A 23,126-nucleotide genomic window follows, 5' to 3' on the forward strand; every position below is an offset into this window, starting at 1 on the left:
TTTTTTGTTTACTTGCCCCACTCTCCAGGGTTTTCCTTCCATGCCTGCAGACTCGCAATATCACTTTCCTTAATATAGCCGTTTTGCTCTGCTACCTCAAGAAGTGCTGTATAGTCTGTCAAAGAATGGCTTTCGATTTTAGCATCTGCAAGCAATTCTTTGCCTTTTGGCAGCTCGTATGTAAAGATCGATACAACTCCAAGCACGTCACACCCAGCTTCACGAAGACTGTTAACTGCTGTGATGACACTGCCGCCAGTTGAAATTAAATCCTCGACAACGACAACCTTTTGGCCTTTTTCTGCTTTGCCTTCAATTTGGTTTCCTTTACCATGCTCTTTTGCTTTCGAACGAACATATGCCATTGGTAAATTAAGCACATCACTTACCCATGCCGCATGAGGGATACCTGCAGTTGCTGTGCCTGCCACTATTTCTGTTTCTGGGAAATGCTCTTTAATTAAATCTGCCAAGCCTTGCGCGATGTCTTTGCGCACCTTTGGATAAGACAATGTTAAACGGTTATCACAATAAATTGGTGACTTTAAACCTGAAGACCACGTAAATGGATCGTTTGGCTGTAGAAATACCGCTTTAATTTCTAATAATTGTTCTGCAATGCTTTGCTTCATAGTGTTACACCTTCCCATTCTGTTTTAAACAATTGATAGCTGTCATACGGGTTTTGCGCACGTGTTATCGATCTGCCGACGACAATGGCCGATACCCCTGATTCTCTTGCTGAGCCTGGTGTTGCTACACGGACTTGGTCTTGTACATCATCTGATGACAGCCTGATACCTGGTGTTACTGTCAAAAAATCCGCGCCAAGACGATCTCGGATCATCCCTGCCTCTAATGGAGAACAAACGACCCCATCCATGCCTGCCTGCTTTGTAATTGCTGCATAATGCGCAACAGACTCAAGTAATGGAAGCTTAATTTGCTGCCATTCCTGCATTTCTTGCTGTGATGTGCTTGTCAGCTGTGTAACAGCTATTGCAAATGGGCGTTTCTGCCCTGCTGGCGTTCCTGCATCAAGACCTTCAAGAGCGCTCTCCATCATGCGGATTCCTCCTGCAGCATGCACATTGACAAGATCTGCTCCAAGGCCTGCAATATTGCGCATCGCGCTTTTTACTGTGTTTGGAATATCGTGCAGCTTCAAGTCAAGGAATACTTGATGACCTTGTTCCTTTAGTTCGCGAACAATATTTGGGCCTTCTTGATAGAAAAGCTCCATGCCTACTTTAACAAACAGCTTTTCGCCATTAAAGCGGTCTAAGAAGTTGAAAACCTCTGTTTTATTTGGAAAATCAAGTGCGATTATAAGCGAGTTGTGCATTCTTTCCCCAGCTCCTTCCAGTACATTCTGAGATGTGATTAATTCCGTATTTGTCCATTAGTGCTGGCAGTTCATCGATGATGGTTGGACAGATGAATGGATCTACAAAGTTTGCCGTGCCGACTGCTACAGCACTTGCACCTGCATAGAAAAATTCTAACACATCCTCTGCACATGAAACACCGCCCATGCCGATTATTGGCAGATTAACATGCTGGCTCACCTCATAAATCATGCGGATTGCAACAGGCTTAATCGCTGGTCCTGATAAGCCTCCAGACTTATTTGCAAGCACAGGATTGCCTGTTCTTAAATCAAGGCGCATGCCAAGTAGTGTATTAATCATAGTCAGACCGTCTGCACCGCCCATTTCTACTGCTTTTGCCATCTCAACGATATTCGTGACATTTGGTGAAAGCTTCACATAAACTGGCTTTTGCGAAACCTCCTTCACCTTTTTTGTTAAGTTTTTGGCTACCTCTGGAATCGTTCCGAAGGCAATACCGCCTGTTTTTACATTTGGACAAGATATATTAAGCTCTAAAGCTGCTACATTTGGCGCCTTGGAAATTTCTTTGGCAACCGCAATATAATCTTCCTCTAGAGAGCCTGCCACATTAGCAATAATCGGCACGTCAAAAGAACTTAACCATGGTAATTCTTCACCCATTACCTTTTCTAAGCCTGGATTTTGCAAGCCAATCGCATTTAACATGCCTGAATTGGTTTCCGCAACCCGAGGTGTTGGATTTCCAAATCTCGGCTCGACTGTTGTTGCTTTAATCATAATGGCGCCTAATTTACTTAAATCATAAAGATTGCTGTATTCACGCCCAAACCCGAAGCAGCCTGAAGCAGGCATAATTGGATTTTTTAAATTTAAGCCTGGCAGCTCGATATTTAATCTGTTCATATGACTACCTCCCCTGCTCTGAATACTGGGCCATCTGTACAAATCTTTTTGTAGGAAATGCCTGTTGGATCATCCTGCATGTGGCATACACACGCAAAGCATGCACCGATGCCGCAGCCCATCCGCTCCTCTAAGGAAATATAGGCTCTGTCTCCTGCAAAATTCTGTTCGAGATTTCGTAACATTGGGGTTGGGCCACATGTGTAAAGAATATCATACTTGAGATTTTCTTGTTGAATGACATCTGTGACAAACCCTTTTTCCCCCAAAGTCCCATCCACTGTTGCGACAAAGGTTGCACCAAATCGAGCGAATTTCTCTTCATAAAATGCTGCTGATGCCGTTTGGAAGCCAAGCACGATAATAACCTTAACTCCGTTTGCAGTCAATTGATGGGCAAGCTCATATAATGGTGGCACACCGATGCCGCCGCCGACTAGCAATGCCGTTTCCCCTTCAGTAGCTTCATCAACAGGGAAGCCGTTTCCAAGTGGTCCAAGCACATCAACAAGCTCATGTGCTTGTTTTTGTGCTAATGCTTTCGTCCCTTTTCCTTCTGCTCTGTAAATCATTGTGAAGGTGTTATCTTCATGGTTTATTTTCGAAATGCTTATAGGTCTTCTTAACAATGGATCAAAGCCGTCTGCAACCTTAACATGCACAAATTGGCCTGGTCCGTTCATTTCATGAACAAGCTCACCTTTTAGGGTGAGCTCCATAATGTTTTCTGCTATTTCTTTGTGTGAAACCACGGTGCATTTTTCATTTTTGATCATGCAAGGACCGCCTCCATTTGTTTGCCTGCTGGTGTCATTGCTTCTGCAGAGAATGTCATTGACTCTACTACTCGAAGAATTGCTTCTGCTGTATCAAGGGAAGTTAAGCATGGAATTCCATTTTCGACTGATTCTCTTCTGATTCTGAAACCGTCGCGTGCAGGCTGGCTTCCTTTTGAGAAAGTATTGATAACAAATTGTGCTTGGCCATTGCGGATAACATCGATTAAGGTTGTGCCTTCGCCGCCGATTTTATCGACCACTTTCACAGGGATATTATTGTTCTGCAAAAATTCTGCTGTTCCGCTCGTTGCCATAAGGCTATAGCCGATATTGACAAATCGCTTCGCTAGCAGCAATGCTTCTTCTTTGTCCTTGTCACCGATTGTCAGAAGAACTGTTCCAAATGTCTGGATCTTCATTCCTGAAGCAATCAATCCTTTATACAAAGCTTTTTCCAACGTAACGTCCTTACCCATAACTTCTCCTGTTGACTTCATTTCAGGACCGAGTGTTATATCAACACGGCGCAGCTTTGCAAAGGAGAATACAGGAACCTTCACGAACACACCTTGCTGTTCTTCTACAAGTCCTGATGTGTAGCCTTGTTCTTTCAAGCTATTCCCCAAAATCACCTTTGTAGCGATTTTCGCCATTGGGACATTCGTAATTTTACTTAAGAAAGGAACCGTTCTGCTTGAGCGCGGATTCACTTCAAGCACAAACACTTCACCTTTTGACACAACATACTGGATGTTCAGAAGTCCAACAATATTTAAGCCTTTTGCTAATCTTGTCGTATAGTCAATTAGTGTTTGCTTAATTTCTGCAGACAAGCTTTGCGGCGGATAGACTGCAATGGAATCACCGGAGTGAACGCCTGCTCTTTCAATATGCTCCATAATGCCTGGAATCACTACGTCAACACCGTCACAGATTGCATCGACTTCAATTTCCTTACCTGTTAAATATCTGTCAATCAGGATTGGCTGACCGGGACTTGCGATAACTGCTTTTTCCATATATGGAATCAGTTCTTCTTCCTTATATACGATTTGCATTGCTCTTCCGCCAAGAACATACGATGGGCGAACAAGAACTGGATAGCCGATCGAAGCTGCAACCTTTACCGCTTCTTCTACTGTCAATGCTGTTTTCCCTTCAGGCTGAGGAATGCCAAGTGTATGCAAGCTTGCCTCAAATTTATCTCTGTCTTCAGCTCTGTCTAAGTCTTCTAAAGACGTACCGAGAATTTTAACCCCTCTATTTGCAAGCTCTGCTGCTAAGTTGATTGCCGTTTGTCCGCCGAATTGCACGACTACCCCTTCTGGTTTCTCTAAATCAATAATATGCATCACATCTTCTATTGTTAGCGGCTCAAAGTATAATTTATCGGATACACTGAAGTCTGTTGAAACCGTTTCTGGGTTGCTGTTAATAATAATCGCTTCAAAGCCTGCTTCCTTGATGGCCCAGACAGAGTGCACTGTCGCATAGTCGAACTCGATTCCTTGGCCGATGCGAATTGGACCGGAACCAAGAACTACGATGCTTTTCTTATCTGTCACAACAGATTCGTTTTCATCCTCATACGTTCCATAGTAATATGGTGTTTCCGATTCAAATTCAGCGGCACAAGTGTCAACCATTTTGTAGACTGGGACAAGCTTGTTGTCTTTTCTCCAGTTATATATTTCGAGCTCTGTTGTGTTCCATAATTTAGCGAGCTGGATGTCGGCAAAGCCTTTCTCCTTAGCTGTTTTTGCATACTCTAAATCAAACGGACGTTTTGTAAGCTCTTTTTCCAACTTGATGATGCCTTCAAGCTTGTGCAGGAAGAACAGGTCAATTTTGCTCCAATCATGGATTGTCTCAATGGAAACCCCTCTGTGCATTGCTTCTGCTACATAAAATAATCTTTCGTCTCCTGCGACACGAATTCTTTTTTCTAATAATTCAGCACTGACATTTTCGCCATCGTTTAATGCAAAGTGGTAAACCTTTGCTTCTAATGACCGGATTGCTTTAAGAAGAGACTCTTCGAATGTTCTTCCAATTGCCATAACCTCTCCAGTCGCTTTCATTTGCGTGCCTAGATTTCTTTTGGCAGATTCGAACTTATCAAACGGGAAGCGCGGGATTTTGCTGACAACATAATCGAGTGCAGGCTCAAAGCTTGCATATGTTTTGCCTGTTACTGGGTTCATCATTTCATCCAGTGTTAACCCAACAGCAATTTTCGCTGCAAGCTTTGCAATTGGATAGCCTGTTGCTTTGCTCGCAAGTGCAGAGGAACGGCTCACCCTTGGGTTTACTTCAATGATATAGTATTGGAAGCTGTCTGGATCAAGTGCAAGCTGAACATTGCAGCCACCTTCGATTTTAAGGGCACGGATGATCTTCAATGATGTATTGCGCAGCATTTGGTATTCTCTGTCGCTCAGCGTTTGGCTTGGCGCTACAACGATGCTGTCACCAGTATGAATGCCGACAGGGTCGATGTTTTCCATATTACAAACAACAATTGCATTATCATTGCTGTCACGCATTACTTCATATTCAATTTCTTTAAACCCGGCAATGCTTTTTTCAAGCAGACATTGTGTTACAGGGCTGTTTTTCAAGCCGCTTGTGACGATTTCGTTCAGCTCGTCATCATTGTTGCAGATTCCACCGCCTGTTCCGCCTAATGTAAAAGCAGGCCGGACAATAACTGGATAACCGATTTGTTCCACAAACGCTTTTGCTTCGTCCATGTTATGGATAATTTCGCTGTCTGGTACTGGTTCTCCAAGCTCATTCATCAAGGTGCGGAACAAGTCTCTGTCTTCTGCTTGTTGGATAGCGGAAAGCTTTGTTCCAAGCACTTCCACACCACATTCTTCAAGGACGCCTGCCTCTGATAACTCGACAGCAAGGTTCAAGCCTGTTTGACCACCAAGTGTCGGCAGGATTGCATCTGGTCTTTCTTTGCGAATGATTCTGCTAACGAATTCCAATGTCAGTGGTTCAATATAGACACTGTCAGCCATTTCTGTATCTGTCATAATCGTTGCTGGATTGGAGTTAACTAGGATGACACGATATCCTTCTTCTTTAAGTGCCATACATGCTTGTGTTCCTGCATAGTCAAATTCTGCTGCCTGGCCAATGATAATTGGACCTGATCCTATTACTAGTATGCTGTTAATATCTTTACGCTTTGACATATGCGGCACCATCCTCTTTATGTGTTAAAATCATGGACATGAATCGATCGAATAAATAGTTAGCATCTTCAGGACCTGGTGATGCTTCTGGATGATATTGTACTGTGAAGGCAGGATACTGTTTATGCTGCAAGCCTTCAATTGTTCCGTCATTTAATGCTAGATGTGTAACTTCTAAGTCTGTCTGTTCAATAGATTTTTCTTCCACTGTGTAGCCGTGGTTTTGTGATGTTAAAGAAACCTTGCCTGTCAGCAAATCTTTAACAGGATGGTTTGATCCTCTATGACCAAACTTCATTTTCTCTGTGTTAGCACCACTTGCAAGGGCAAACAGCTGGTGACCTAAGCATATTCCAAACAGTGGCACCTTGCCGATAATCCCTTTAATCGCTTCAATTGCCTCTGGCACATCCTTTGGATCTCCAGGGCCGTTTGACAGCATTACCCCGTCTGGACTTAAAGATAATATTTCCTCTGCAGTTGCATTATATGGAACAACAATGACATCACAGTCACGCTGATTTAACTCTCTCAGAATTCCGTGCTTCATGCCATAATCAACAAGCACGACACGTTTGCCTCGGCCTGGGCTCGGATAAGCTTTTTTAGTAGACACTTGCTGCACTTGGTCTGTTGGCAAGCTTGATGTTTGCAGCTGCTTGATAACTTCCTCTACATTTTCCTCGATGCTGCAAATAGCTCCTTTTAATGTTCCGTACTTGCGGATAATTCTTGTTAATTTTCTTGTATCAATTCCTGCAAGTCCTGGAATGTTTTTTTGTTTAAAAAACTCATCCAGTGACAGTTCATTTCTCCAGTTTGAAGGGAAATCACACACTTCTTTCACAATGAAACCGTTGATTGCTGGTGCAATGGATTCAAAGTCATCGCGGTTAATTCCGTAGTTGCCGACTAGTGGGTATGTCAATGTTACAATTTGACCGCAGTATGATGGGTCTGACAAAATTTCTTGATAGCCTGTCATCCCTGTATTAAAGACTACCTCTCCAATCGAATTGGATTCTGCTCCAAATCCTTGCCCAATAAATACTGTACCATCTTCGAGAATCAGTTGTTTTTTCATGCGTGTACACTTTCCTTTCTCCAAGCGATTTTTCCAGCTACGATTGTTGTTTCAGGCCAACCTTGACAAACATATCCTGCAAATGGGGTGTTTCTTCCTTTAGATAAGAAGTTTTCTGGATTGATAGTCTCACTATCTTCTAAATCTACAATAACGATGTCTGCTACATGACCGACTGCAAGTGTGCCTGTATCCAGCTTAAATGTTTCTGCTGGTTTATTTGTAAGGAAGCTTATAAGCTGCTGTAAGCTAATGATTCCTTTTTTTACTAAGTTTGTATATAAAAGCGGGAAGGCTGTTTCTGATCCGACAATCCCAAATGGTGCAAGTTCAATCGGCTGTGCCTTTTCTTCTGCAGTATGCGGGGCATGGTCTGTTGCGATGAAATCGATTGTCCCGTCAAGTAAGCCTTCTATTAATGCTGCTCTGTCTTCTTTGCCTCTTAGCGGCGGATTCATTTTATAATTTGTATCGATTCCAGGGATGTCCTCGTCACATAGTAGTAAATGGTGTGGTGAAACCTCTGCCGTCACATTGATTCCTGCTCTTTTCGCATCTCTCACCACGCGGACTGATTCTTTTGTGCTGATATGGCAAACATGGTAATGACAGCCTGCTGCCTCTGCAAGTAAAACATCCCTTGCTATATGTACAGATTCACAGACAGATGGAATTCCATTAAGGTTATTAGCCTTAGAAAACTCTCCCTCATGGACACATCCTTTATTGATAAGTGTGTTATCCTCGCAGTGAGCTACAATCGCCATATCAAGGCTTGCTGCAAGCTTCATTGCTTCAAGCATTTTGCCTGCTTCTTGGATACCAACACCATCATCTGTGAATGCAAATGCGCCAAGTTCCTTTAATGCTTTAAAATCTGTTATGTCTGCACCTAATTGTCTGATTGTAATTGCTGCATATGGGCGAACATGTACATTCGCTGTCTCTTTAATGCGGTTCATCAAGCTTTGGAAATTCTCGACTGTATCTGGAACCGGACGAGTGTTTGGCATATTGGCAATTGTTGTAAATCCGCCTCTAGCAGCTGCCATCGTTCCTGTTGCGATTGTTTCCTTCTTCTCTCCGCCCGGCTCACGTAAATGTACATGAACATCAATGAAGCCTGGTGCAACCAACTTTCCGTTTGCGTCAATGATTTCGTCTGCTGCTGTCTCCAATTGTGGTGCTATTTCAACAATAACTCCGTCTCGAATTAGAATATCTTGTGTAATAAATTCCCCTTTTTCATTAAGCAACTGGCCATTTTTGATAATCATTGACATGTACATTTCCTCCCTTAACTGATTGTAAAGATCTTTTTAACACTGCCATGCGGATATATACTCCGTTTTCCATCTGTTTAAAAATTCTTGACCGTTCGCATTCTACTAATTCGTCGGCAATTTCTACGTCCCTGTTGACAGGAGCAGGGTGCATTATGATGCTGCCTGGTTTCATGCGTCGTTCTCTTTCTTTCGTCAATCCATACATTTGGTGGTATTCTTCACTAGTCCATGAAGTGCTGCCATCATGCCTTTCATGCTGGATTCGCAGAAGCATGACAACATCAGATGTTTCAATCGCTGTATCAATATCCTCGTAATTTGCTTCCTGCAGCATGCTGTCGTCAAACCACTCCTTAGGACCTGAAAAGACTACATTCGCACCAAGCCTTGTGAGAGCATCTGCATTTGATCTGGCAACACGGCTGTGCCGGATATCTCCTATAATGCTTATTTTTAAGCCTTGGAAGGATTGAAATTCCTGTTTAATTGTCAAAAGGTCAAGCAATGATTGTGTCGGGTGATTTCCGCATCCGTCTCCTGCATTAATGACAGGGATGTTGATTTTGCCAATCAGTTCTTGGAAGTAATTATCTTCCTTATGGCGAATCACAACACCATTTACGCCAATGCTTTCCAATGTTCGGACGGTATCATATAATGTTTCTCCTTTAACAACACTTGAGGTAGTCGTTTCAAATGGAATGACTTCAAGTCCCAGCTTCCTTTCAGCTACTTCAAAGCTGCATTTCGTTCTTGTGCTTGGTTCAAAGAACAAATTTGCTAAAAACAGCTGCCTTTCTGGCTTCCATTCCTTTCCCTCTGCAAATGCTTGTGCAGATGTCAGTATCTCCTGTATTTCTGGCACGGTAAGCTCCGAGGTTGTTAATAAGTTTTCCATTATTTATTGCCTCCTTTATGGATTCCGGGCAAAAAAATAGCACCCATTTATCAAAAATGGGTGCTAAAAGTTGAATGTTCGCGAATTTATATCCTGTTTTGAGCCTGCTAAAACAAGCGGATACTTTTCGCCTTAACCTTCAACACCCTTATAAGTCTCTCTGTACTCGTTTAAAAGGTGTACTTTATTTAGTTTCGTCAACTGCTTCTTCTTCAAATAAGTCGTCTGTTGCCTTATCTCTGCCTGGAAGGACAAAGTTCAGGATGATACCAAGAATTGCTGCAAGTGCCATTCCCTCTAGTTTAAAGTCTGAACCGATATGGATGGATGCTCCACCAATCCCTGTAACTAAGATAACAGATGCAATCACAAGGTTGCGGTTTTTTGAGAAATCCATTTTTGCTTCGACTAGAATTCTTAAGCCCGAAGATGCGATGATACCGAACAACAGAATGGATACTCCGCCCATAACTGGTGTTGGAATCGACTGTATTAGAGCAGTGATTTTACCGATAAATCCGAACAGGATTGCAAACACCGCTGCTCCTGCAAGAACATACACACTGTATACTCTCGTAATTGCCAATACTCCAATGTTTTCGCCGTAAGTTGTTTTTGGCGGTCCGCCGATTAGGGAGGAGATTAGTGTTGCACTTCCGTCACCTAAAATACTGCGATGAAGTCCTGGGTCTTTAATATAATCTTTTCCTACTACCTTACTTAATACTAGCTGGTGACCGATATGCTCAGCAAGTGTTACAATGGCAACCGGCACGAACAATGCTAGTATGGCCGTATCTAATGTTAAATCATAATCTCTGAAAGGAAGGATGAAATCCGGCATTGCAATCCATTTCGCGTCGATAACACCTTGGAAATCAACAACTCCTACTAGTAATGCATACAGGTAGCCGACGATAATTCCTGCAAGAATCGGAATGAAGCTGAATACTCCCTTACCGAAAATGGTGAATAAGATTGTTGCAAGCAATGTGACTAATGCTACTGATAAGTACAAAAGGCTATAGTGTTGATCTGGTGAACCGTTATTTTCATACATTGCCTGGCCAACTGCTGTTCCAGCTAGAGCAAGCCCGATAACCATGATGACTGGTCCGACAACAATTGGTGGAAGCAGGTTCATAATCCAGCGGTAGCCGGCCTTTTTAATAATCAATGCGACAATTCCGTACACAAGACCTGCGATGAATGTTCCAATCATCGCTGCTGCCGGTCCGCCAAGCTTTTGTGCGGCAATCATCGGTGCAATAAAGGCAAAGGATGAGCCTAAATAAGCAGGAACCTTAAATTTTGTGATCAGAAGGAACGCTAGTGTTCCTAATCCGCTTGAGATTAAAGCGATAGCTGGACTTAATCCAATTAAGTACGGAACTAGCACTGTTGATCCAAACATGGCGAATAAGTGCTGTAAGCTTAACGTTATCCATTGGGATGCGTTTGGTTTGTCTTTTAGACCGAGTATTGGCTTTGTTTGATTCATTTTGTTCCCTCTTTCCATCTATGGTGCAATTACTAGTTTGTTGTATTTAGTATACGCAATTTCATAAAAAAACCCCTTTTACGCATGGCGAAAAGGGGTTTTTGAGTAGGCGAAACAACGCCTGTATCGACTCCCCCTTCGCAGCCTCTCTGGACTGCCATTAAAAAGGGCTATATTTAATTTTCGTATATATTTACTTCGTCTTGTCCATCCACTTCATTGAGCTCTACAACAATTTTCTCAGAGCTGGATGTCGGAATATTTTTGCCGACATAATCAGCGCGAATCGGAAGTTCCCTATGTCCTCTGTCTACAAGGACAGCAAGCTGTATCGAAGCAGGTCTCCCTACATCCATAAGGGCATCCATTGCTGCACGAACTGTTCTTCCTGTGTACAGAACATCATCGACAAGAATAACCTTTAGATCCTCAATGCTTGTTGGGATATCTGAACCCTTAACGAGCGGCTCTTGGTTTTCTGTTTTTTTGCTTAAATCATCGCGGTATAAGGTAATATCCAATTCTCCTACCGTAATGCTTTTGCCTTCAATTTGTGAGATTTTTTCTGCGAGGCGGTTTGCAATATATATACCTCTTGTGCGGATACCGACCAAAACACAGTTTTCAATCCCTTTGTTCTTTTCAATAATTTCGTGTGCAACTCTCGTTAATGCTCTTCTAATTGCTTGGTCATCAAGGACTAATGCCTTTTGCGACATTTTGCATCACCTTTTTTCTTAAAATAAAAATCCTCTCACCTTATTTGGTGAGAGGACAGACCGATAGCATATACTTTGCTATCTACTAAAAAATCCGATACCTTCTCAACCTCACAGGATTGACTTAAAGGACTTATTTAATTAAGTTAATCTTATTATAAGACTCGAATTTTGTCAACGATTATTTCTGATGTTATCTATCAGCTCTTCAAAATAACTAGGAAGTGGTGCTTCAAATTCAATATATTCGCCTGTTCGCGGATGATTAAATCCAAGTATGCCTGCATGAAGCGCCTGACCGCCAATGTCGAGCGTTTTTTTCGGACCGTACTTAGGATCACCTGCAAGCGGGAAGCCAATATATTTCATATGAACACGAATTTGATGAGTTCTGCCTGTCTCAAGCTGACATTCGATAAACGAAAAATCCTCCATGCGCTCTAAAACGTGAAAATGCGTAACAGCATTCTTACCTCTATCGACAACGGCCATTTTTTGACGGTCCTTCGTGTCCCTTCCAATCGGTGCATCAACTGTTCCATAATCATGTGGAATGCTGCCATGGACTAACGCCTTGTATTTTCTTGTTACTGTCTTTTCAACAAGCTGGTTTACAAGACTTTCATGGGCAGCGTCGTTTTTAGCAACCATTAATAAACCTGACGTATCCTTGTCAATACGGTGGACGATTCCTGGACGCATTACGCCGTTTATTCCAGACAAATCCTTACAATGGGCCATTAACCCATTAACAAGCGTACCTGTTACGTGACCAGGAGCTGGATGAACGACCATCCCTTTCGGCTTATTGACAACAATTACATCACTGTCCTCATAATAAACTTCTAAATTCATTTCCTCAGGTAAAACGTCAAGCTCTGTCGGTTCAGGAATTTCAATTGTAACAACATCATTTAATATCCCTTTGTATTTCGTCTTAACAGTTTTGCCGTTAACCATCACATGGCCATCCTTAATCCATTGCTGCACTTGTGTGCGTGACCAGTCATTATTGATGGTAGAAATGATTTTATCTATTCTTTCACTTACTTGTTCACTCTGAATGATATGTTCCTTTTTTTCCATTTTCTTTCTCCTTCTTTGCTGCTTTTTCCTCCATTAGCATCACAATGATAAGCAATATAACACCAATTACTAAAGATGAATCTGCAATATTAAATATAGGAAAATCATAATTGAAGATATACGTATTAACGAAGTCCACTACATACTGATGTCTGATGCGATCGATAAAATTACCAATTGCTCCTCCGAGGATTAATCCTAAGGAAACTCCATACAACAGCTTGCCTTTTGCACCTTTCTGGATGAAATAAATGATGCCGACAATAACAACAGTTGTAATAATATAGAAGAATGCCATTTGGCCTTCTAAAATACCCCAAGCAGCTCCACTGTTACGATGGGATGTTATATAAAAGAAATTCTCGATTACCGTTATGCTGTCTCCGAGCTCCATCTTTGTTGCAACAAGCCATTTTGTCCATTGATCCAAGGCAATGATTATAAGTGCAATTATGTAATAAAACACTAAAGTTTCCTCCAATTCTCGAGTCTCCTTTAGCATTTTAGCATAAACTACTTAAAAACGATAGCTTGTGCCTTTTGCTAGCTGTTTTTTCTGACTTTTATCTTCTTATTTTTTATTTTTAGTGCAAGGACTTTCTGTAGTAGGATTGCATATATTCCAAGTCTTTTTTTGATTTGATGGTAGGAACCAGCTCTAATATTTCAACAGGAATCAATTCACCGGATATTTCACATGTTCCATATTGGCCATTTTCCAATCTTCGCATGGATGCTTCAACATCCAGCAGCTCTGCTTCAATATAGTGGTTTATTTTTGAAGATCTTTTTACTCTTAATGTGGCTTCTAATTCTATTTGTGTCATACGGAGTTCGGTATAAAGCTTTTCAACGTTAAGGTTCATGGCTAAATTCCTCCGTTTCTATGTTGTTACAAATAGCTTTTCCAAATAGACCAGCAAAAACCGGCTTAACTTTTTACAACCATAACAACAATTTACGGAGGTGGAAGTTTTTTTTAGTAAAAGGAAAAACTCCCTTGAATAAAAAAAAGCATTTCGGCAGATAAGCCGAAATGCTTTTTTGATTAATAATTTTCTGCTACTACACTAGCGCAACGAGCACATAATGTTGGATGTTCTTCTTTAGCACCAACATCTGTTGTTACTGTCCAGCATCTTTCACATGTTTCACCATCTGCTTTTGCCACGAGAATTGCTGCATTCTCTAATTTCACAGCATCCGCTGGCGCTTCGTCATAGCTGCCAGCTACTTCAAAGCCTGAAACGATAAACAATTGCTTTAAGCTTTCTTGAATAGAGTCAAGTAAGTTTTTACCGTCTTCATGTACATAAAGGGAAACTTTAGCCGCAAGTGATTTACCAATCACCTTTTGGTTACGCGCCTCTTCCAATGCCTTAAGAACATCATCACGCAATACCATAAACTTGCTCCATTTTTCTGTTAGTGCTGCACTGTTTTCATATTCCACATATTCTGGGAAGTCTGTCAGTTGAACACTATCTTCCTTAGCAGAAGTTATATGCTCCCAAACCTCGTCAGCAGTATGCGGAAGGATCGGTGCCATCAATTTCACTAATGAAATTAAGCTTTCATACAATACTGTTTGAATTGATCTTCTTTCTTGATTATCAGCTGCTTCAATATAAAGAACATCTTTTGAGAAATCAAGATAGAAGGAGCTTAAATCAATTGTACAGAAATTATTGATATCAGAATAAATAGTAGAAAACTCATACTTATCATAGGATTCTGTCACAGTTTTAATAAGGTTATTCAATTTAACAAGCATATATTGGTCAACTTCGCGCAAGTTTTCATAAGAAACTGCATTCTCTGCTGGATTGAAATCGGCAAGGTTTCCAAGAAGGAAACGGAAAGTGTTTCTGATCTTACGGTATCCTTCTGTTACTTGCTTCAGGATGGCATCAGATACACGCACGTCTGCTTGGAAATCAACAGAAGCTACCCATAAACGCAGGATGTCTGCACCAAGTGTATTCATTACTTTCGCTGGAACCATAACATTACCAAGGGATTTACTCATTTTTCTGCCTTCACCATCAAGAACAAACCCGTGGCTAAGCACGCCTTTATATGGTGCTTTTCCTGTTACAGCAACTGCTGTGGACAAGGAAGAGTTAAACCAGCCGCGATATTGGTCAGATCCTTCAAGATAAAGGTCTGCTGGTCTTTGTAAATCATCTCTTTCCTCTAAAACAGACTGATGGGAAGAACCAGAATCAAACCATACATCCATAATATCTGTTTCTTTCGTAAAGTTGCCGTTAGGGCTTCCAGGATGTTCAAAACCTTCTGGTAGTAGTTCATTTGCACTTCTTTCAAACCAGATGTTTGAACCATGTTCCCTGAACAAATTAGAGATATGTTCGATTGTTGCATCTGTAATAATGCTGTCGCCGTTTTCCGCATAAAACACAGGAATTGGAACACCCCATGCACGCTGTCTGGAAATACACCAGTCACCGCGGTCACGAACCATATTGTACAATCTTGTTTCGCCCCATGCAGGAACCCATTTTGTTTCCTTAACAGCATCAAGTAAATCTTGTCTGAAATCTTTAATAGATGCAAACCATTGCGCTGTTGCACGGAAGATAACTGGTTTTTTCGTTCTCCAGTCATGTGGGTATGAGTGTGTAATGAATTTCAACTTCAATAAAGCTCCCGCTTCTTGTAATGCTTCTGTGATTGGTTTGTTTGCTTTATCATAGAATAAACCTTCAAATCCTGGAGCCTCGTCTGTCATAACACCTTTGTCATCAACTGGGCAAAGAACGTCAAGGTTATACTTTTGACCAACAATAAAGTCATCCTCACCATGACCAGGTGCAGTATGAACACAGCCAGTACCAGCATCTGTTGTAACATGCTCACCAAGCATTACTAAAGATTCACGGTTGTATAACGGGTGAAGTGCTTTAATGTATTCTAATTCAGAACCTTGTACCTCTTGAATAACAGTTGCTTCTTCCCACTCTACTTCTGTTTTCACAGCTTCAAGCAAGTCTTTAGCTACTAAATATTTATTGCCTTTTTCTTTAACTACAACATACGTTAAGTCAGGATGAACCGAGATACCTAAGTTAGCAGGAATTGTCCATGGTGTTGTTGTCCAAATAACAATTTGTACATCTTCTGCAAGCACATCTTTGCCATCCTTTACTTTGAAGCCAACATAAATTGATGGTGATTGCTTGTCTTGATATTCAATTTCCGCCTCTGCTAAAGCAGATTCACTTGTTGGAGACCAGTATACCGGCTTTTTCCCTTTGTAAATATAGCCTTTTTTCGCCATTTCCCCGAATACTTTAATTTGTTGTGCTTCATAAGCAGGATTAAGTGTGATATACGGGTTTTCCCAATCAGCACGAACACCCAGACGTCTGAATTGTTCTCTTTGGCTGTCAATTTGACCAAGCGCATATTCTTCACAAAGCTTACGGAACTCAGCGATTGTCATTTCTTTACGTTTAACACCTTTGTTTGTTAATGCTTGCTCAATTGGCAATCCATGTGTATCCCAACCAGGAACATATGGTGCTTGGAACCCAGTCATAGACTTAAAGCGCACGATAAAGTCCTTAAGGATTTTATTCAATGCATGCCCGATATGGATATCACCGTTTGCATATGGTGGTCCATCATGCAAAACAAACAGGGGACGCCCGCTTGTGCGTTCTTGTACTTTTTCATAAATATTCATTTCATTCCATTTTGATTGAATGTCAGGCTCACGATTTGGCAAGTTTCCTCTCATTGGAAATGCCGTTTTTGGCATGAGCAGTGTTTCTTTATATTCCATTGATAAATCCTCCAATAAATAATCTAAATTCATGCTAACGTTTTAGGAAAAGGTTAAAAAAACATAAAAAACCCCCTCATCCCAAAAAGGGACGAGAAGGTTTAAGACTCCCGCGGTACCACCCTTATAGATAGAAAAACTATCCACTTAAGCATTTTATAACGGCAATGAACCGCCTTTTCTTACTGAATTTCAGAAAAGGACTCAAGGGTGATATTCCAATTTCCGCTTATGCCAGGCTTCCACCATCCCCCGGCTCTCTATTTATAAGCAAACAGCAATTGTACTGTCCCTATCAACGTACACATGAATATTGTTTTGTGTAAAAATTATAGGCTATTTTCAGATGCTTAGTCAAGCTATCTAGAATTATTTCGTTGAGTTCAGCTCAGATGCATCCAACTCATATTCCAGCAGATGATCCCAATCATCATTGTTCAGCAAATCAAGCTGTGCTTCAATTAGCATTTTAAAGCGTGTACGGAACACTTTTGACTGCTTTTTAAGCTCTTCAATTTCAAGGGCAATCTTTCTTGCCTTAGAAAGTGATTCATTAATGATACGGTCCGCATTTTTTTCTGCTTCCTTAATGATCAGCTTCGATTCTTTTTGTGCGTTTCGCTTCACTTCCTCGGCAGCTTCCTGTGCAACAACGATTGATTTGTTTAATGTTTCTTCTATATTATTGTAGTGGCCAATGCGGTCATCAAGTTCAATTAGTCTTGCATCTAGTTCTTTTTTCTCACGAATTATATTTTCATAGTCCTTGATTATTTGATCTAAAAACTCATTTACTTCATCTTCATCGTAGCCGCGGAACCCTTTGCTGAATTCCTTATTGTGAATATCCAACGGTGTTAATGGCATAATGCCACCTCCCAAACTTCAATTTCTTTATGTATTTTTTCGACAGCTTTTTCCTGTTTTCCTGCATTATTTTAAGGAAAACGCCAAAAAAACAGGAAGTAAGACAAATTATACTGTTTGGAAATATTGTAACATAGATAAAGTAAAAATAACTATGGAATTTTGGTATGATATCAAAATTTATCGTGTTTGTTATATAGGACAAATTATTTTAATTTGCCGACCACAACACGCCATTTATCTTTTTTTGTTTTTCCTTCAAGCGATTTAATAACAGATCTGCCATGCCCTCTGACAGAAATAACATCGCCTTCCTCACAAATAAAGGAAGCATTTTCAACAGCAGCCCAGTTTACTTTCACAAGACTTGAAGCAATATAGACTTGGGCCTTTTGTCTGGAAATATTATAAATGGCAGCAATCGTCGCATCAAGTCTTAAGGAGGCAAGTGTCGTGCTCATCTCCACCCATTCCTCTTCAAGAGCGATCACCATATGCTTATCAATCGGTTTTAATTCTACCTTTGCTTTTCCAATCGACTCAAGCTGAAGACGGATATAATCCTCTACTTCTTTGCAGACAATCAGTTGAACATCCCCAGCTTTGATAAGGATATCGCCAAACTTACTGCGGGAGAGACCTAATGACATAATGCTTCCAAGTACCTGTGGATGCTCAAGTTTCACGAATTTTTTTGCGTATTCAATTTCGTATATTGAAAGCTGAAAATCGTCTTCTGTTGGTTCATAATAAGAGGGATACAATAAGGCTCTTTTTCGTTCAGGTGCTTTCGTACCACCTGCAAAAGCAACCTTTACATCACTATTTTGCCCAATTATCGTGTTCACAATCTTTTGTTCGCGAGGATCTAAAAAATCCGTCAATTTCGTTGCATAGGAATCTTCGACATATTGGCGCCAGTTTATGACTTGATCGATAAACTCCTTTTCCTCTGGCCGAAAATGCTGGTATATCGACATACATACGGCTCCTTTTATTTAATGTATATAATATAAATGACTGCATGAAAAAAGGGCTTATGAAAGCCCTGATTTTTAAACCCAGCTGAAAATTTGAAAAACACCCATTCTAGCTAAATTTAATACAAAGATAGCCACGATTGGTGAGATATCAATCATTCCAATTGGCGGGATTATCTTTCTAAACTGCTCTAAATATGGTTCACAAATCCGCGCAAGGAAAGTGCCAATCCATGTTTCTCTTGCATTTGGTATCCAAGACATAAAAATGTAAATAATCAGCGCATAAGAGTAAAAAGTAATTAACTTAGAAACAATTGCCAGGATCAAACCCATCTAATTTTACCACCTCGCATTTTCAAATTCAGTTTCTTGAAGAAGCTGAGAGATATTACCTGAAACTTCCACATTATCTGGTGTGCATAAGAAGATGTCAGTTCCAACCTTCTGGATATCTCCCCCTATAGCATAAACTGTCCCGCTTAAAAAATCGACTATGCGTTTCCCTTGCTCCTTGTCAATTCTTTGCAGATTGACGACAACTGCACGTCTGTTTTTCAATTGGTCTGCAATATCCTGTGCTTCTGCATACACTCTTGGTTCAACCAAAAATACTTTCGAAGCCTTTTGCACACTTTGCAGGCTGACAACGTTTTGCTTTTGCTGTTGCTGTTGAACAGGCTGCTGCTGCTGCTGTTGCTGTTGCTGCTGAAAATAGGACTGAGTTGGCTGCTGTCTCTGGTTTCTCACTGGCTCTTGCTCCTGTTCGTACTCTTCTTCTTCATAATCTTCATCTTCTAAGAAAAAAAATGTTTTAATTTTTGATTTTATACTCAATTTTCTAACCTCCTATTTCTCACTGCCAACGAGTGCTGTACCGATGCGAATCATCGTTGCACCTTCTTCGATAGCAATTGAGTAGTCATTAGACATTCCCATGGAAAGCTCCTGGCATGGTGCATTGCTTAATGAAAGCTTTTGCACCTCTGTCTGAAGTTTTTTTAAGTTTCGGAAGCAATTTCGCAGTAATTCTTCCTCATCAGTAAATGGCGCCATTGTCATTAAGCCAACTATTTCAATATTAGGTAGTACTTCAAGGCTTTTAATAAAATCAATTGTGTCCTCAACTGCTATGCCATGCTTTGATTCTTCTTGCGAAACATTAACCTGAACAAAACACTTGATTTTCTTAACAGCTCGCTTGTTTATTTCTTTCGCTAAAGACAAACGGTCAAGTGAATGAATGTAATCGACATGATCTATAATGCTTTTTACCTTGCGAGTTTGCAAGGAACCGATAAAGTGCCAAACTGGCTCGTCCATCAGCACCTCACGTTTTGCAAGCAGGCCTTCCTCCCGGTTTTCACCAAGATTGATAACACCTGCTTCCAAAGCTTCTTTTGCTCTTTCTATTGTAACATATTTTGTCACTGCGATTATGGTGATATCTTCAACGGATCGATCAGCTTTTTCACAAGCCAATTTCACCTTTTCCCTAATTCCCTCTAAATTATGCTTAACTTGCATCTTTCTTTAAACATCCTCTCTCCAGCCAATAAAACTCATCATTCTTCCTGTCTGCCCTTTATCCCGCCTATGGGAAAAGAAATAGGACTCCTGTTCGCTCGTGCAAAGACTGGTTACTTGAATCTTACTATCCTGTATGCCTGCCTTTATTAACAGCTGTTTGTTGAGCTCTTGCAAGCTCAATGAATATTGATTTGGTGAAACAAGCTTGTATGGCCTATTATCACTTGCATCTAAAGCTTCGTCTACTTTATCAATAACACGGCTGTCGACTATGTATTGCTTATCTGTAATGGACGGACCGATGGCAACTTCCATTTCACCTGGATCAATTCCATGTGATGTAAACACCTTCACCATTTCTATTGCGATTCCTTGTACAGTGCCTTGCCAACCAGCGTGGGCAATACCAATTGCTTTTGTTTTGCTATGAATGAAATATAGTGGAACACAGTCAGCATAGCAAAGCGTAAGTAAAATGCCCTCTTCCCGTGTAAACAAGCCATCTGTATCTGGCAACGCACTTTCATAGTCACAAGCTCCTTTGCCAGCATCAATAGTTGATACTTCCCAAATGGAGTTTTTGTGGGTTTGTTCAGAACCTACCCAATTCGTTAAAGGAAAATCAAGCTTATTCGCAATAATTTGCCTGTTTGCTGTTACCTTCTCCTTTGAATCATTAACATGATAGGCCATATTTAAACCTTTATGGTGTCCTGTGCTTGTGCCGCCATTTTTCGTTGTGAACCCTGCAGTCAAATGAGGGTGGTCTTTACACCATGATTGAATTGTAAAATATTCAGCGTCTTTTAATAGAAAAGGTTCCATTTTTTATAACCTCAGCTTTTTTTTATAGTTTACCATAGACTTGTGCATTGGTCATAAAAAAACCAATAAAATTATCCCTATTCTTCTACTTCAATTAACTCTAATGATTTAGTGTATTTTACTAATATGACATCTTCCCCAATTTTCAAGATATTGCTCCATGGAATAACAATATCAGCCTCTCTGTTAAAGAAGCCCAATACCTTGCCTGGTCCGCCAATAATGATTGCATCAATCTTGCCTGTCTGTAAATTTATATCGATATCTCCTATATTACCAAGCTTTTTTCCATCCGCTACATTGACGACGTCCTTCACTTGAAAGTCAGATATTTTCAGCATTGTTTCACTCCTATATAAATATGATGACTTTTATACGATTTTGTTCCCTTACTGCGTTATGTTTGTATGCAAGGAAAGCCTTACTAAAATTATATGTTGTCCTTATGATAATTAGCATGGGAAATTTGCTATAAAATAAGAAAAACTGCCGAGAATTCGGCAGTTTTCTTATTGGTAATATTAGCTTTGAATGTTTTTATTCATTTGTTTAATAGCAGCTTTTTCTAATCTTGATACCTGAGCTTGCGAGATACCTATTTCATCAGCAACTTCCATTTGCGTTTTTCCTTGAAAAAATCGCTTTCTCAATATAAGTTTTTCTCGATCATTCAATCGTCGCATACCTTCTTTGAGCGCTAGCTCCTCGACCCATTGGATATCCTTGTTTTTTTCGTCACTTAACTGGTCCATGACGTAAATTGGATCTCCTCCATCATTGTATATCGGCTCAAAGAGTGAAACGGGATCTTGAATAGCATCCAATGCGAATACAATATCCTCATGTGGAATATCAAGCTCTTTTGCGATTTCCTCCGCTGTTGGCTCTTTTGATGTTTTACTCATCAATCGCTCCCTGACTTGCAATGCTTTATAAGCTATATCCCTTAAGGATCTGGACACTCTTATCGGGTTATTATCGCGCAAGTATCGGCGGATTTCACCAATAATCATCGGGACAGCATAGGTGGAAAACTTTACGTTTTGACTTAAATCAAAATTATCAATAGATTTCATTAGACCGATACAACCAACTTGAAATAAGTCATCGACAAACTCACCTCTGTTATTAAACCGCTGGATTACACTCAAAACGAGGCGAAGATTACCATTTACGAGACTTTCTCTAGCGGAAATATCTCCCTTATGCATTTGCTTGAAGAGCTCTCTCATTTCTTCGTTTTTTAATACTGGAAGCTTAGATGTATCCACACCGCAAATTTCTACTTTATTTCGAGTCAATCTATTTCCCTCCTCACAGGAGCTGCTGTACAAAAAACAGTATCTCCTTGAGTAGGAAAAATATGCATACGCTATTTCCATCCTAAGCCAAATTATTGGAACTAAATACCTCCTAAAACTATCACGACAATACTTTCCTGCAATAATATTTTTTGAAAAATATTTTTATCACACTTTTAATAAGCAAATAAATATGCCAGCTAATCTTCCCTTCAACGAAGATAACGTCTCCTTGAAAGTTCAAATTTAGCCGACATATTATTTTAAATCACCTTAAACCATTTTGTTAAATTCCTTCTGCAGTCTCTTAATAATTCTTTTTTCCAGTCTTGAGATATAAGACTGAGATATGCCGAGCATATCAGCAACATCCTTTTGTGTCTTTTCCTCACCTGTTCCAAGACCAAAACGAAGCTCCATGATTTGTTTTTCTCTTTTTGATAATTGATGCAATGCTCTGATTAGCAGCTTCTTATCTACACTTGCATCAAGATCCTTTGTAATAATATCTTCCTCTGTTCCCATCACATCTGATAACAGGAGCTCATTTCCGTCCCAGTCAATATTCAGCGGTTCATCAAAGGATACCTCTGATCGTATCTTATTGTTCCTTCTTAAATACATCAAAATCTCATTTTCAATACATCTTGATGCATATGTAGCAAGCTTAATTTTCTTCTCAGGGTTAAAAGTATTGACAGCTTTAATTAATCCGATTGTGCCAATGCTTATTAAGTCCTCAATATTAATACCGGTATTTTCAAATTTCCTCGCAATATAAACAACTAGCCGTAAATTGCGTTCAATTAAAATAGATCTTGCTGCCTGATCACCTTCTGGCAGCTTTTGCAGTAGTTCTTCCTCTTCTTCCTTGCTTAATGGGGGAGGCAATGCTTCGCTTCCGCCAATATAAAAAACTTCATCTGTTTTCAAACCTAATTTTATTAAGAGCTTATACCAGTAGTAGGTTAAGCGAAGCTTTAATTTTTTCATAATTG

General features: G+C 40.3%; 23 protein-coding genes and 1 other annotated feature. All 23 genes read right to left on the reverse strand.

What is annotated here, in order from left to right:
• Positions 1 to 8: 8 nt before the first annotated feature.
• Positions 9 to 632 carry an orotate phosphoribosyltransferase gene (gene pyrE / locus CEQ21_RS25795; protein ID WP_185767003.1) on the reverse strand — a complete coding sequence of 208 codons (624 nt, stop codon included), beginning with the start codon at positions 630 to 632 and terminating at the stop codon, positions 9 to 11.
• Complete coding sequence (gene pyrF / locus CEQ21_RS25800; RefSeq protein ID WP_185767004.1) at positions 629 to 1,345, reverse strand: orotidine-5'-phosphate decarboxylase; 717 nt, start codon at positions 1,343 to 1,345, stop codon at positions 629 to 631. Before pyrF ends, pyrE begins: the two co-directional genes overlap by 4 nt.
• Positions 1,317 to 2,258 carry a dihydroorotate dehydrogenase gene (locus tag CEQ21_RS25805; RefSeq protein WP_185767005.1) on the reverse strand — a complete coding sequence of 314 codons (942 nt, stop codon included), beginning with the start codon at positions 2,256 to 2,258 and terminating at the stop codon, positions 1,317 to 1,319. The genes pyrF and CEQ21_RS25805 overlap by 29 nt, the downstream gene beginning before the upstream one ends.
• Positions 2,255 to 3,034 (reverse strand): dihydroorotate dehydrogenase electron transfer subunit, encoded by a 780-nt coding sequence (locus tag CEQ21_RS25810; RefSeq protein ID WP_185767006.1) that lies wholly within the window; start codon positions 3,032 to 3,034, stop codon positions 2,255 to 2,257. The genes CEQ21_RS25805 and CEQ21_RS25810 overlap by 4 nt, the downstream gene beginning before the upstream one ends.
• The gene (gene carB, locus CEQ21_RS25815; protein ID WP_185767007.1) at positions 3,031 to 6,243 is read right to left on the reverse strand and encodes a carbamoyl-phosphate synthase large subunit; all 3,213 of its coding nucleotides are present in this window, start codon (positions 6,241 to 6,243) and stop codon (positions 3,031 to 3,033) included. The genes CEQ21_RS25810 and carB overlap by 4 nt, the downstream gene beginning before the upstream one ends.
• On the reverse strand, positions 6,230 to 7,327 hold the full coding sequence (locus tag CEQ21_RS25820) for a carbamoyl phosphate synthase small subunit (RefSeq protein ID WP_185767008.1): 1,098 nt from the start codon (positions 7,325 to 7,327) through the stop codon (positions 6,230 to 6,232). The genes carB and CEQ21_RS25820 overlap by 14 nt, the downstream gene beginning before the upstream one ends.
• The gene (locus CEQ21_RS25825; protein WP_185767009.1) at positions 7,324 to 8,610 is read right to left on the reverse strand and encodes a dihydroorotase; all 1,287 of its coding nucleotides are present in this window, start codon (positions 8,608 to 8,610) and stop codon (positions 7,324 to 7,326) included. The genes CEQ21_RS25820 and CEQ21_RS25825 overlap by 4 nt, the downstream gene beginning before the upstream one ends.
• Positions 8,576 to 9,511, reverse strand: a complete 936-nt coding sequence (locus CEQ21_RS25830) for an aspartate carbamoyltransferase catalytic subunit (protein ID WP_185767010.1) — start codon at positions 9,509 to 9,511, stop codon at positions 8,576 to 8,578. Before CEQ21_RS25830 ends, CEQ21_RS25825 begins: the two co-directional genes overlap by 35 nt.
• A gap of 184 nt (positions 9,512 to 9,695) precedes the next feature.
• On the reverse strand, positions 9,696 to 11,012 hold the full coding sequence (locus tag CEQ21_RS25835; RefSeq protein WP_185767011.1) for a solute carrier family 23 protein: 1,317 nt from the start codon (positions 11,010 to 11,012) through the stop codon (positions 9,696 to 9,698).
• A 176-nt stretch (positions 11,013 to 11,188) separates the two neighbouring features.
• Complete coding sequence (pyrR, locus tag CEQ21_RS25840) at positions 11,189 to 11,731, reverse strand: bifunctional pyr operon transcriptional regulator/uracil phosphoribosyltransferase PyrR (RefSeq protein ID WP_144452371.1); 543 nt, start codon at positions 11,729 to 11,731, stop codon at positions 11,189 to 11,191.
• A gap of 174 nt (positions 11,732 to 11,905) precedes the next feature.
• Positions 11,906 to 12,817, reverse strand: a complete 912-nt coding sequence (locus CEQ21_RS25845; RefSeq protein WP_185767012.1) for an RluA family pseudouridine synthase — start codon at positions 12,815 to 12,817, stop codon at positions 11,906 to 11,908.
• A complete protein-coding gene (gene lspA / locus CEQ21_RS25850) occupies positions 12,786 to 13,319 on the reverse strand; it encodes a signal peptidase II (protein ID WP_185767013.1) in 534 nt (177 codons plus the stop codon). Before lspA ends, CEQ21_RS25845 begins: the two co-directional genes overlap by 32 nt.
• Positions 13,320 to 13,401: 82 nt before the next feature.
• A complete protein-coding gene (locus CEQ21_RS25855; protein ID WP_185767014.1) occupies positions 13,402 to 13,683 on the reverse strand; it encodes a hypothetical protein in 282 nt (93 codons plus the stop codon).
• Positions 13,684 to 13,865: 182 nt separating this feature from the next.
• Positions 13,866 to 16,625, reverse strand: coding sequence for an isoleucine--tRNA ligase (gene ileS / locus CEQ21_RS25860; protein ID WP_185767015.1), 2,760 nt, complete (start codon positions 16,623 to 16,625; stop codon positions 13,866 to 13,868).
• Between the two features lie 84 nt (positions 16,626 to 16,709).
• Positions 16,710 to 16,933 (reverse strand) — a binding site (T-box leader).
• A gap of 61 nt (positions 16,934 to 16,994) precedes the next feature.
• Positions 16,995 to 17,492, reverse strand: coding sequence for a DivIVA domain-containing protein (locus tag CEQ21_RS25865; RefSeq protein WP_185767016.1), 498 nt, complete (start codon positions 17,490 to 17,492; stop codon positions 16,995 to 16,997).
• 206 nt (positions 17,493 to 17,698) lie between these two features.
• Entirely contained in the window at positions 17,699 to 18,472 is a 774-nt protein-coding gene (locus CEQ21_RS25870) for a YlmH family RNA-binding protein (protein ID WP_185767017.1), read from the reverse strand.
• Between the two features lie 75 nt (positions 18,473 to 18,547).
• Positions 18,548 to 18,808, reverse strand: coding sequence for a YggT family protein (locus CEQ21_RS25875; protein WP_144452366.1), 261 nt, complete (start codon positions 18,806 to 18,808; stop codon positions 18,548 to 18,550).
• Between the two features lie 6 nt (positions 18,809 to 18,814).
• On the reverse strand, positions 18,815 to 19,309 hold the full coding sequence (locus CEQ21_RS25880) for a cell division protein SepF (RefSeq protein ID WP_185767018.1): 495 nt from the start codon (positions 19,307 to 19,309) through the stop codon (positions 18,815 to 18,817).
• Positions 19,310 to 19,321: 12 nt separating this feature from the next.
• Complete coding sequence (locus CEQ21_RS25885) at positions 19,322 to 19,999, reverse strand: YggS family pyridoxal phosphate-dependent enzyme (RefSeq protein ID WP_185767019.1); 678 nt, start codon at positions 19,997 to 19,999, stop codon at positions 19,322 to 19,324.
• A 6-nt stretch (positions 20,000 to 20,005) separates the two neighbouring features.
• Positions 20,006 to 20,827, reverse strand: coding sequence for a peptidoglycan editing factor PgeF (pgeF, locus tag CEQ21_RS25890; protein ID WP_185767020.1), 822 nt, complete (start codon positions 20,825 to 20,827; stop codon positions 20,006 to 20,008).
• Between the two features lie 77 nt (positions 20,828 to 20,904).
• Entirely contained in the window at positions 20,905 to 21,168 is a 264-nt protein-coding gene (locus CEQ21_RS25895) for a YlmC/YmxH family sporulation protein (RefSeq protein ID WP_185767021.1), read from the reverse strand.
• 180 nt (positions 21,169 to 21,348) lie between these two features.
• Positions 21,349 to 22,128 carry an RNA polymerase sporulation sigma factor SigG gene (sigG, locus tag CEQ21_RS25900; RefSeq protein ID WP_127734777.1) on the reverse strand — a complete coding sequence of 260 codons (780 nt, stop codon included), beginning with the start codon at positions 22,126 to 22,128 and terminating at the stop codon, positions 21,349 to 21,351.
• 273 nt (positions 22,129 to 22,401) lie between these two features.
• Positions 22,402 to 23,121, reverse strand: a complete 720-nt coding sequence (gene sigE / locus CEQ21_RS25905; RefSeq protein ID WP_185767022.1) for an RNA polymerase sporulation sigma factor SigE — start codon at positions 23,119 to 23,121, stop codon at positions 22,402 to 22,404.
• Positions 23,122 to 23,126: the final 5 nt, after the last annotated feature.

The sequence above is a fragment of the Niallia circulans genome, from assembly GCF_007273535.1.
Classification (GTDB): domain Bacteria; phylum Bacillota; class Bacilli; order Bacillales; family Cytobacillaceae; genus Niallia; species Niallia circulans_B.

Bases quoted from the DNA above. Each gene is read 5' to 3' on its own strand.
- CEQ21_RS25825 (WP_185767009.1), bottom strand. From the start codon at position 8,610: ATGTCAATGATTATCAAAAATGGCCAGTTGCTTAATGAAAAAGGGGAA.
- CEQ21_RS25865 (WP_185767016.1), bottom strand. From the start codon at position 17,492: ATGCCATTAACACCGTTGGATATTCACAATAAGGAATTCAGCAAAGGG.
- CEQ21_RS25875 (WP_144452366.1), bottom strand. From the start codon at position 18,808: ATGGGTTTGATCCTGGCAATTGTTTCTAAGTTAATTACTTTTTACTCT.
- CEQ21_RS25805 (WP_185767005.1), bottom strand. From the start codon at position 2,258: ATGAACAGATTAAATATCGAGCTGCCAGGCTTAAATTTAAAAAATCCA.
- CEQ21_RS25835 (WP_185767011.1), bottom strand. From the start codon at position 11,012: ATGAATCAAACAAAGCCAATACTCGGTCTAAAAGACAAACCAAACGCA.
- CEQ21_RS25845 (WP_185767012.1), bottom strand. From the start codon at position 12,817: ATGGAAAAAAAGGAACATATCATTCAGAGTGAACAAGTAAGTGAAAGA.
- pyrF (WP_185767004.1), bottom strand. From the start codon at position 1,345: ATGCACAACTCGCTTATAATCGCACTTGATTTTCCAAATAAAACAGAG.
- CEQ21_RS25820 (WP_185767008.1), bottom strand. From the start codon at position 7,327: ATGAAAAAACAACTGATTCTCGAAGATGGTACAGTATTTATTGGGCAA.
- lspA (WP_185767013.1), bottom strand. From the start codon at position 13,319: ATGCTAAAGGAGACTCGAGAATTGGAGGAAACTTTAGTGTTTTATTAC.
- CEQ21_RS25830 (WP_185767010.1), bottom strand. From the start codon at position 9,511: ATGGAAAACTTATTAACAACCTCGGAGCTTACCGTGCCAGAAATACAG.
- CEQ21_RS25855 (WP_185767014.1), bottom strand. From the start codon at position 13,683: ATGAACCTTAACGTTGAAAAGCTTTATACCGAACTCCGTATGACACAA.
- pyrR (WP_144452371.1), bottom strand. From the start codon at position 11,731: ATGTCGCAAAAGGCATTAGTCCTTGATGACCAAGCAATTAGAAGAGCA.
- pgeF (WP_185767020.1), bottom strand. From the start codon at position 20,827: ATGGAACCTTTTCTATTAAAAGACGCTGAATATTTTACAATTCAATCA.
- carB (WP_185767007.1), bottom strand. From the start codon at position 6,243: ATGTCAAAGCGTAAAGATATTAACAGCATACTAGTAATAGGATCAGGT.
- ileS (WP_185767015.1), bottom strand. From the start codon at position 16,625: ATGGAATATAAAGAAACACTGCTCATGCCAAAAACGGCATTTCCAATG.
- CEQ21_RS25895 (WP_185767021.1), bottom strand. From the start codon at position 21,168: ATGCTGAAAATATCTGACTTTCAAGTGAAGGACGTCGTCAATGTAGCG.
- CEQ21_RS25810 (WP_185767006.1), bottom strand. From the start codon at position 3,034: ATGATCAAAAATGAAAAATGCACCGTGGTTTCACACAAAGAAATAGCA.
- CEQ21_RS25870 (WP_185767017.1), bottom strand. From the start codon at position 18,472: ATGTCGATATACCAGCATTTTCGGCCAGAGGAAAAGGAGTTTATCGAT.
- sigE (WP_185767022.1), bottom strand. From the start codon at position 23,121: ATGAAAAAATTAAAGCTTCGCTTAACCTACTACTGGTATAAGCTCTTA.
- pyrE (WP_185767003.1), bottom strand. From the start codon at position 632: ATGAAGCAAAGCATTGCAGAACAATTATTAGAAATTAAAGCGGTATTT.
- CEQ21_RS25885 (WP_185767019.1), bottom strand. From the start codon at position 19,999: ATGCAAGTTAAGCATAATTTAGAGGGAATTAGGGAAAAGGTGAAATTG.